The organism is Peribacillus sp. SIMBA_075 (genome assembly GCF_046534585.1).
In genome coordinates this window covers 1-7,877 of record NZ_JAWRYN010000084.1, presented here as the reverse complement: position 1 = coordinate 7,877, position 7,877 = coordinate 1, and the positions used below count along the sequence as shown (strand labels likewise).

6 protein-coding genes are annotated in these 7,877 nt (G+C 38.0%); 5 read left to right on the top strand and 1 reads right to left on the bottom strand.

The annotated features are described in order from the left end of the window. Positions 1-896: 896 nt before the first annotated feature. The 5 genes from SB775_RS27120 (at position 897) to SB775_RS27100 (ending at position 6,586) form a co-directional block, all read left to right on the top strand. Positions 897-2,099, top strand: a complete 1,203-nt coding sequence (locus SB775_RS27120; RefSeq protein ID WP_089365088.1) for an MFS transporter — start codon at positions 897-899, stop codon at positions 2,097-2,099. Positions 2,100-2,165: 66 nt separating this feature from the next. Beyond that, positions 2,166-2,927, top strand: a complete 762-nt coding sequence (gene aroD, locus SB775_RS27115) for a type I 3-dehydroquinate dehydratase (RefSeq protein WP_089365089.1) — start codon at positions 2,166-2,168, stop codon at positions 2,925-2,927. A gap of 60 nt (positions 2,928-2,987) precedes the next feature. Then, positions 2,988-3,872: a shikimate dehydrogenase gene (locus SB775_RS27110; RefSeq protein ID WP_034306141.1), complete on the top strand. Its 885-nt coding sequence runs from the start codon at positions 2,988-2,990 to the stop codon at positions 3,870-3,872. 271 nt (positions 3,873-4,143) lie between these two features. Next, the gene (locus tag SB775_RS27105) at positions 4,144-5,349 is read left to right on the top strand and encodes an MFS transporter (RefSeq protein ID WP_410864232.1); all 1,206 of its coding nucleotides are present in this window, start codon (positions 4,144-4,146) and stop codon (positions 5,347-5,349) included. Positions 5,350-5,572: 223 nt separating this feature from the next. Continuing rightward, a complete protein-coding gene (locus tag SB775_RS27100) occupies positions 5,573-6,586 on the top strand; it encodes a LacI family DNA-binding transcriptional regulator (protein WP_410864231.1) in 1,014 nt (337 codons plus the stop codon). Positions 6,587-6,700: 114 nt separating this feature from the next. Here SB775_RS27100 and SB775_RS27095 read toward each other — a convergent pair whose 3' ends face one another. Beyond that, complete coding sequence (locus tag SB775_RS27095) at positions 6,701-7,258, bottom strand: shikimate kinase (RefSeq protein WP_057277282.1); 558 nt, start codon at positions 7,256-7,258, stop codon at positions 6,701-6,703. Between the last annotated feature and the right edge of the window lie 619 nt (positions 7,259-7,877).

Here is a 7,877-nt window from a genome sequence, read left to right as displayed (position 1 = left end):
GGGGGTTTCCCCCTGTGAGAGTAGGACGCCGCCAAGCCATTTAAAAGATCAGCCATCCGGCTGGTCTTTTTTTGCGTTAAGAACAAATTATGGAGCCCTGTTATATATAGAAGCTGTTACATCACCATTGAAAGGGGCTGAAATCGAAAATTGTTCATCCTTTTAAATTTAAACCGTTTCGACTATCGTAACTTAGGATATAAGCGAGGTATTAGTACTACCTGCTTAGACAATGGGTATTAAAATCGATTGCAAATAACTGGATAATTGATATAAATAAGCAGCAATACAAATATTTTAGCTAAAAAGAAATTAATTCAGAAACTGGTAACTAAAAATGTGGGGAATATCAAAATAGAAGGAAGCCCTCATAAAGGATAAAATAATTGGTGCCTCTGCAAATAAAAGGTATTCTTCCAACTTGTATGAACACTAACAAATACAAGGCAGGGCTGAACTTTTAAGGTAAATGAGATCCAAAATGAGACCTTCGGAATTTAAAAATAATGAGTATGGGGAATTGCTCTATGGTCATTAAGGACTGCTTCATGAGTTTGACACAATTAAATTAGCGCAGTATAATAATCCAGTAGAACGATATACTAAATAAATTTAACTAATTTACGGTAGCATAAATGTTTTTCAATACTTTTCTAATCGCTTGAATTTAGTAGAACGATATACTAACAACAAGCACGTTTAGTAGAACGATATACTAGTAATGCTGAGTTGGTAGAACGATGTACTAACTTAGCCGGTTAATCTATGATGTTTATTGTTTTATTTAGTACGTAATTATTTTTCTTGAATTTATGGTATGGGGCAAGGGGGCAACATCTGAAAGGCTTAAGAATCAAATTGCATTTCCGATAACTTTTTAAATAGGGGTGTTTTTCATGAAAAATCCATTTATAAAAATGGCCACAGGTTTATATATTAGCTATTTTATTTTAGGCATGATCAATATTATCATTGGATCAAATATGGAAAATTTGTCAAATCAATTAAATACAAGTGCATCAGGGATAAGTTACTTGGTCTCTGCCATAGGAATCGGTAAGTTAGTTTCTTTGTTTTTCGCCGGTAGACTGTCGGATAAATTAGGAAGGAAACCATTTGTTGTTTCAGCATCTTTTATCTACCTGATCTTCCTTATAGGCGTACCTTTGGCTCCTAACTATACATTGGCATTTATATTTGCTGTATGTGCTGGTATTGCCAATTCATTTTTGGATGCAGGTACGTATCCAGCACTTATTGAGGCTTTTCAAAAGAAAGCTGGTTCCGCTACCGTATTAGTAAAAGCGTTCGTTTCAATCGGTGCCGCACTTCTTCCATTTATCATGGCGTTCTTTATAGCTAGAGATATGTTTTACGGGTATACATTCTTCTTAATGGCTGCTGTATATCTTGTTAATGGATTTTTCCTGCTTAAGGTTTCATTCCCGGATCATAAAGCCCAAAGCCAAACTCGGAATGATGAACAAGCTGTGCCGGTTCAACAGCAATTCCTCTCAAAACCGAAGTTTGCTCAGGAAGGTTTGGCCGTCATACTATTAGGCTTCACATCAACTGCTTTATTCATGTTGGTTCAAGTCTGGCTTCCGAACTTCGGACAAGATGTATTGGGGCTAACCCAAGCTAAGGCTGTTCAATTGCTTAGTTACTATAGTATTGGCTCCCTTGTTTCTGTCATTTTACTAGCTGTTCTATTGAATAAAGTAATTAAGCCCGTTACCGTCATGATTATCTATCCGGTCATTGCAGCATTATCTTTATTGTCACTCATCTACATCCAGCAACCATTTATAACCGTTTTGAGCGCTTTCTTCATAGGGCTTTCAACTGCAGGGGTATTCCAATTAGCCATGACAATAATCACGGAATTCTTCCCTGCCAATAAAGGTACGATCACTTCATATGTAAACATTGCAGGTAGCTCAGCCTTTATCATCATACCTTTCATTACTGGTATCATTTCCAAGAGTGCTGGGTTAACAGCGGTCTTCTTGTTTGATGTGGCAATTGCGGCAGTTAGTATTTTGTTGGCCGTTTTCGTTGCCTATCGATACAAAAAGGTAATTAAAGTTTCCAATTAAACGGTCTAACTGAACATCAGTGGGGCATGAACCCCACTGATGTTAATGATAAAAGGGGGAAACATCATGCAAACAATCACGATCAAAGACGTAACGATCGGAGAAGGGGTTCCAAAAATCATCGTTCCACTAATGGGGACAACGGAAGAAGAACTGCTTAAAGAAGTTGAAATGGTAAATGCGCTACGGCCGGATATCATTGAATGGCGAGTAGATGTCTTTGAACAAGTCGAAAGCTTAGAAGCCGTTTCGGATATGATTTCAAAACTTAGAAGTGCTGTTCCTAGTACTTTGCTGCTTTTCACTTTTAGAAGCCATAAAGAAGGCGGAAACAAGGAAATCAGCGATGATTATTATTTCCAACTTCTTCATACAGCAATTAAAACGAAGAATATTGATCTTGTCGATGTGGAATTGTTTTTTGAGGAATCATCAGTGAAGGAGACTGTGAAGGTAGCTGAGGAAAATGGCGTATACGTAGTGATGTGTAACCATGATTTCGATAAGACACCAGCAAAAGAAGAAATCATTTACCGATTGCGTAAGATGCAGGAATTTGGCGCCCATATTCCCAAAATCGCTGTAATGCCCCAAACAGTTGGTGATTTACTCGTATTACTAGATGCAACTTACACGATGAAAACTAAGTATGCCGATCGCCCATTCATTACGATGTCAATGTCGGGTACAGGCCTGGTCAGTCGATTATCAGGTGCGGTGTTTGGATCTGCTTGTACATTTGGTGCCGGAAAAGAAGCATCTGCACCAGGACAAATCCCTGTTACCCAATTAAGAAATGTATTGAAAATCATTGATCAAAATATTTAACTCATAATTCCATCCAAGAAGGAATTTATATAAAGTTTAAAAAATCAGGGGGAATAGAACATGGAAAATCTAGGACGAATTAATGGGAAAACAGAATTAGTAGGATTGCTTGCAACACCTATTGGACATTCATTATCACCTGCCATGCATAATTTAGCTTTCGATAAATTAGGCTTGAATTGCGCGTATTTAGCATTTGAGGTTGGAAATGAAGAGCTGGAAGATGCAGTCAAAGGGATGCGTGCATTAAATGTAAAAGGCTTTAACGTATCCATGCCTAATAAAATGAAGATCCTTCCATATCTTGATGAATTGGCGGACAGTGCTAAATTTTCAGGAGCCGTTAATACAGTTGTCAATGTCGATGGAAAGTTCGTAGGGCACAGCACTGATGGAATGGGATATACCCGGAACCTAAAAGAACATGGTATTGATATTAAAGGCAAGAAAATGACTCTTATCGGTTCTGGTGGGGCTGCTACTCCAATTGCCATTCAATCTGCGCTTGAAGGTGTGGCGGAAATCAGCATTTTTGCTCGTGATGATGCTTTCTTCCCGCAAGCAGAAGAGAATGTACGAATCATCAATGAGGATATGAAGCATTTAAATGTGAAAGCCAATGTATACCCTCTTGAAAATGTTGAACAATTAAAGGCTGAAATCGCAACTAGTGATATTTTGGCAAATGGAACCGGCGTTGGCATGAAACCACTTGAAGGCTTAAGTGTCATTCAAGACGAATCAATGCTGCGTCCTGATTTAATCGTAACCGATGTTGTTTACATCCCACGAAAATCTAAACTAATGGAACAAGCTGAAGCTGTAGGTGCTACAGCTATTAATGGTCTTGGGATGATGCTTTGGCAAGGTGCATTAGCCTTTGAATTATGGACAGGTCAACAAATGCCTGTTGATTTCATCAAAGAGCAATTGTTTGCAGAATAAAATGATTCCACTCTGGAGATTGTTCTCCAAATAGAGGTTTTTTTTCATACTCGATGTGCATCATTTATTAAATGATTAAAAAAATTGGGTGCACCAAACCTCGGAGCTAAGAAAATCAGGGAGTGAAATCCCTTGATTTTCTTAGCGTTTTTTTTTAAAAGTGGTTTTCATGTAAATGGATAACATAAAGAGGAGACTTCAATGTAATTACATTGTGCATGAAGGTGTTATATGGGAGAAACACAACGTGATTTATTATAGGGGTGTAATAATGAAAAATCAGTATTTTAAAGCGGCATCTGGCATGTATATTAACTATTTTCTGCTGGGGATGGTTAATATAATTCTCGCCTCAAACATGCCCTCTTTAACAGAACAATGGGATACGGACTCTACTGGTATTAGTTATCTTATTGCAGCAATAGGAATAGGCAGATTACTCACGTATGGTCTCACGGGAGTATTATCAGATAAATTTGGAAGAAAACCATTAATCATGGTCTCTTCGGTTATAATGGGCGTTTTTTTAATCGGGATTCCATTTTCTCCCACATATGAAATGGCCTTTGTATTTGCCTTACTTGCGGGAATTTCCAACTCAGCCATGGATGCTGGTACATATCCGGCGCTAACTGAAATGTTTCCTGAATCTGCTGGTTCCGCGAGTGTTATGGTTAAGGCTTTTGGTTCGCTTGGTGCTACAATCCTGCCATTCATCATCTTGTTTCTTACTACGAACCAATTATTTTACGGGTTTGCATTTTTAGTACCAGCTGTCATCTATTTCATGAATATGTATTTGGTGTTGTCCGCTTCATTTCCAAGCAAATCCGAAGCTGTCAGTAAAGAAGGGGATTTGCATAGTAACAGGTTCATAACGGAACCTAAATTTTGGAGCGAAGGAGTCGCACTAATCATAATTGGGTTTACATCAACTGCGTTATTTACAGTTTCGCAAATCTGGTTACCGAGTTTCGGCCAGGAAGTCGCAGGGATGCAATCTTCAAGTGCAATTAAATTATTGAGCTATTATAGTGTGGGGTCACTTATTTCCGTCCTGCTATTATCCATCTTATTAAACAAATGGATTAAGCCCGTGACGGTGATATTGCTTTATCCAATGATTACTTTACTTACGGTAATCATCATATTAACGATTCATTCACCTATTGTCTTAAGTATTAGCTCCTTTTTCCTTGGAGCCTCGACAGCTGGGATCTTTCAATTAACCATTGCAATAATGACTGAACTTTTCTGGAGAAAAAAAGGAACTGTAACAGGGATCGTTGCGACGGCATCCAGTTTGGCGAGCGTCATTTTACCAATTGCAACGGGCTTGATCGCTAAGAGTGGGGATATATCGCATATATTTCTTTTTGATTGCTTTATTGCTACTATAGGAATCCTGGCTGCAGCTTTTGTATATTACCGGTATAAGAAATTGACACAGCACCAGACCATATTTAACCATGGCTAAAAATATTGAAGGATTTACTTAAAACTCCATCTTCCGGAACTAGGATGGCGTTTTTGGGGACTAATGAATATTGGATATAAATGTTTTGGTGTGATTAATGATCGTTGAGATTCCCATGTTCCAAAAGCAAGGGTGTAATAATGACAGTAACTATATTATTATTATAGTAAGAACATGATAATAATAAGTACATCAAAAATACATTCAAGATGGTGATTGAAATATGAAACAATCCAAAAAAGGGCGGGTTACGCTGCAACAGGTAGCAAAACATGCTGGGGTATCAACATCCACTGCTTCCCTTATCGTTCGCAATAATCCTCGAATATCGGAAGCGACGCGAAAAAAGGTGCTAAAATCCATGCATGAATTGGGTTATGTTTACGATAGAATTGCAGCAAACCTAAGGTCGCAAAGTTCTGATACTGTAGGAATCATTATTACCGACATATCAAATACCTTTTTTTCTGAATTCCTGATAGGTGTTCACGATGCATTGGATGAGGTGGGGTATACAGTGTTGCTGGGGACTACATTTGACTCGGTTGCCAAGCAAGATCATCTCCTTTCAACCATGATGGAACATAGGGTGGGTGGCCTGATTCTTTGTCCTGTCTCTGAAAGCTCACAAGATACAATTGAACGGTTAAATGAAATTGACACGCCGATGGTGCTTGCTGTCAGGGAACTGCCTGGAGTGAATAGCGACTATGTAGGCATAGACTATCCAGAAGGAGCCAGGATCGCCGTTGATCATCTCCTTGGAAAGGGGCATAAAAGAATTGCGCTTCTTGGTGGCATTAAGGAGTCTTCTACTTGGATCGAGAGAATAAAGGGATACCGTGAAGCCCTTTCAAGAGCGGGATTGGAAGTGGATGAATCGTTGGTGATAGATAGTGCCCCTACACGGGAGGGAGGGCTTGAGGCTGTTTTGAAAGTACTTGAGAATCCTAATCCGCCTACCGCAATTTTTTGCTTTAGCGACTTAATTGCCTTTGGTGTTATGCAAGGGTTAATGATGAAAGGAATTACTCCTGGAAAAGATATAGATATCGTTGGGTTCGATAACGTTCCAGTCGCAGAAATCTATCATCCTCCGCTAACGACCATTTCCTCATTCCCTAGACGTATTGGGAAAGAGGCAGCGAATCTCTTGTATCAGCAAATGGAGAAAGTAGAACGGGAACAACAGCGAATCATATTGAATCCAGAACTGATTATTAGAGAGTCTTCCTAAAAAAGAAAAATAAAAAGGTGATTAGTTTACAGAGGGTAGGTACCGCTGTGCCCTTTTCATCTTTTCTATTATTCTTTTATTGGGAACATTGATTACATTTCAAAAAGGTTTGCCTTACTTAAGCGGTTCATATATATCCCAGGCCACTTTCAATGAATCGACTATAAAGTCTGCCACTTCATCAACATCTAGATCATTGGTATTCACTTTTGAATGATGATAGGAGTATATTTCCTGTCTCGTGTAAAAGAGTTCTTCGATTTCCTCAAGGGACCGGCTTTGTAAAACAGGTCTACTATCAATAAGCAAGCCTATTCTCTCTTTCCAGTATTCCCAAGATAAGTCTAGGTAAAAGACGATGCAGTTGGTTAAACAGATATTCCGTATATCCTCTTGTAAAAATGCCCCGCCTCCAACTGAAATGATTTTCAATTGTTGTTGACTAAGGCTTTCAATCACACTTTTTTCTTTTTCGCGAAAAGCTTTTTCCCCAAACTTCTTGAAGATTTCCGTAGTGGGCATATTGAATTCCTTTTCAATTTCTTGATCTATATCAATAAAGTCCCTATATAATTTCCTGGCTACCTTCTGTCCGATCGTCGTCTTTCCTACCCCCATAAAGCCAATAAAAACGATACTTTGCATCCTCAAAGATGTGTTTTTATTAATCATTTATAAATCCCTCTCCCAACTATTTTTTATAATGATTAAAAAGTCTCTCCTGAAATTTTTAAAATATATTTATTATAGTATAAGTAAGTAAAATTGTAAAAAAATTTTTTAATATTTGGACAATGGAACCCTGTGTTTTAGCGGTTTAATGTTTAATAACTCTACCTGGAAGGAGCAATCCGTTTTCAGTATTCGATTGATGCGTTTCCTCATCTATTTAAATGGTTATTGCCATAACCTATCACTTGCATGGTTTATGGATTTTGCCAAAGGCATTACTTAGTTGAAGGGGAAGCGGTAGTTCAAATGGTTGGGATAAATGATTTTCCTGGATTATATGTTTTAAGAGGAAGACAAGGTGTGACAGGCACATTTATTCCTTCATATAAGTGACTAATTCATTTGAAAAGAAAATGTATGAAATGTGTTGACTTAATGGTGGGAAAGGATTAATATAAATAAGCACCAACTAAGACAAACGCAAAACTTCATCGCTTTTGGCAGGTTGCTGAAAGAAATAATAAACTATTGACTTCTTACTGTGAAAATGATAAGATGAAATGGTCGCTGAAAAACACAGCGATTTAAAATAAGTTAAAAACTTCGCAGAAGTTGACAA